General features: G+C 50.6%; 1 rRNA gene. It reads right to left on the minus strand.

What is annotated here, in order from left to right:
* Nucleotides 1-1,132, minus strand: a 16S ribosomal RNA gene (locus ACTG7L_RS10765); the annotation flags it as partial.
* Nucleotides 1,133-1,177 lie beyond the last annotated feature (45 nt).

Raw genomic sequence — 1,177 nt, forward strand, 5'->3', positions numbered from 1 at the left:
ACATGCTGGCAACAAAGGATAAGGGTTGCGCTCGTTGCGGGACTTAACCCAACATTTCACAACACGAGCTGACGACAGCCATGCAGCACCTGTCTCATAGCTCCCGAAGGCACTTTTTCATCTCTGAAAAATTCTATGGATGTCAAGAGTAGGTAAGGTTCTTCGCGTTGCATCGAATTAAACCACATGCTCCACCGCTTGTGCGGGCCCCCGTCAATTCATTTGAGTTTTAACCTTGCGGCCGTACTCCCCAGGCGGTCGATTTATCACGTTTGCTACGGGCACCAGACCTAAAGCCCAATCCCCAAATCGACATCGTTTACAGCGTGGACTACCAGGGTATCTAATCCTGTTTGCTCCCCACGCTTTCGCACATGAGCGTCAGTATCTTCCCAAGGGGCTGCCTTCGCCTTCGGTATTCCTCCACATCTCTACGCATTTCACCGCTACACGTGGAATTCTACCCCTCCCTAAAGTACTCTAGTTATCCAGTCTAAAATGCAATTCCCAAGTTAAGCTCGGGGCTTTCACATCTTACTTAAATAACCGCCTGCGTGCCCTTTACGCCCAGTTATTCCGATTAACGCTCGCACCCTCCGTATTACCGCGGCTGCTGGCACGGAGTTAGCCGGTGCTTCTTCTGTGACTAACGTCAATTGCTGTTTCTATTAAAAACAACTCCTTCCTCATCACCGAAAGAACTTTACAACCCGAAGGCCTTCTTCATTCACGCGGCATGGCTGCGTCAGGGTTCCCCCCATTGCGCAATATTCCCCACTGCTGCCTCCCGTAGGAGTCTGGACCGTGTCTCAGTTCCAGTGTGGCTGGTCATCCTCTCAGACCAGCTAGAGATCGTCGGCTTGGTAGGCCTTTACCCTACCAACTACCTAATCCCACTTGGGCTCATCCTATGGCATGTGGCCCGAAGGTCCCACACTTTAATCTTGCGATTTTACGCGGTATTAGCGACAGTTTCCCGTCGTTATCCCCCTCCATAAGCCAGATTCCCAAGCATTACTCACCCGTCCGCCACTCGTCAGCAAAGTGCAAGCACTTCCTGTTACCGTTCGACTTGCATGTGTTAAGCCTGCCGCCAGCGTTCAATCTGAGCCATGATCAAACTCTTCAATTTAAGTTCGATCGCTCAATAAACTGCTTGCTTTTAAATCGTACTTTC

This window comes from Lonepinella sp. BR2357, from assembly GCF_051851525.1.
GTDB lineage: Bacteria > Pseudomonadota > Gammaproteobacteria > Enterobacterales > Pasteurellaceae > Lonepinella.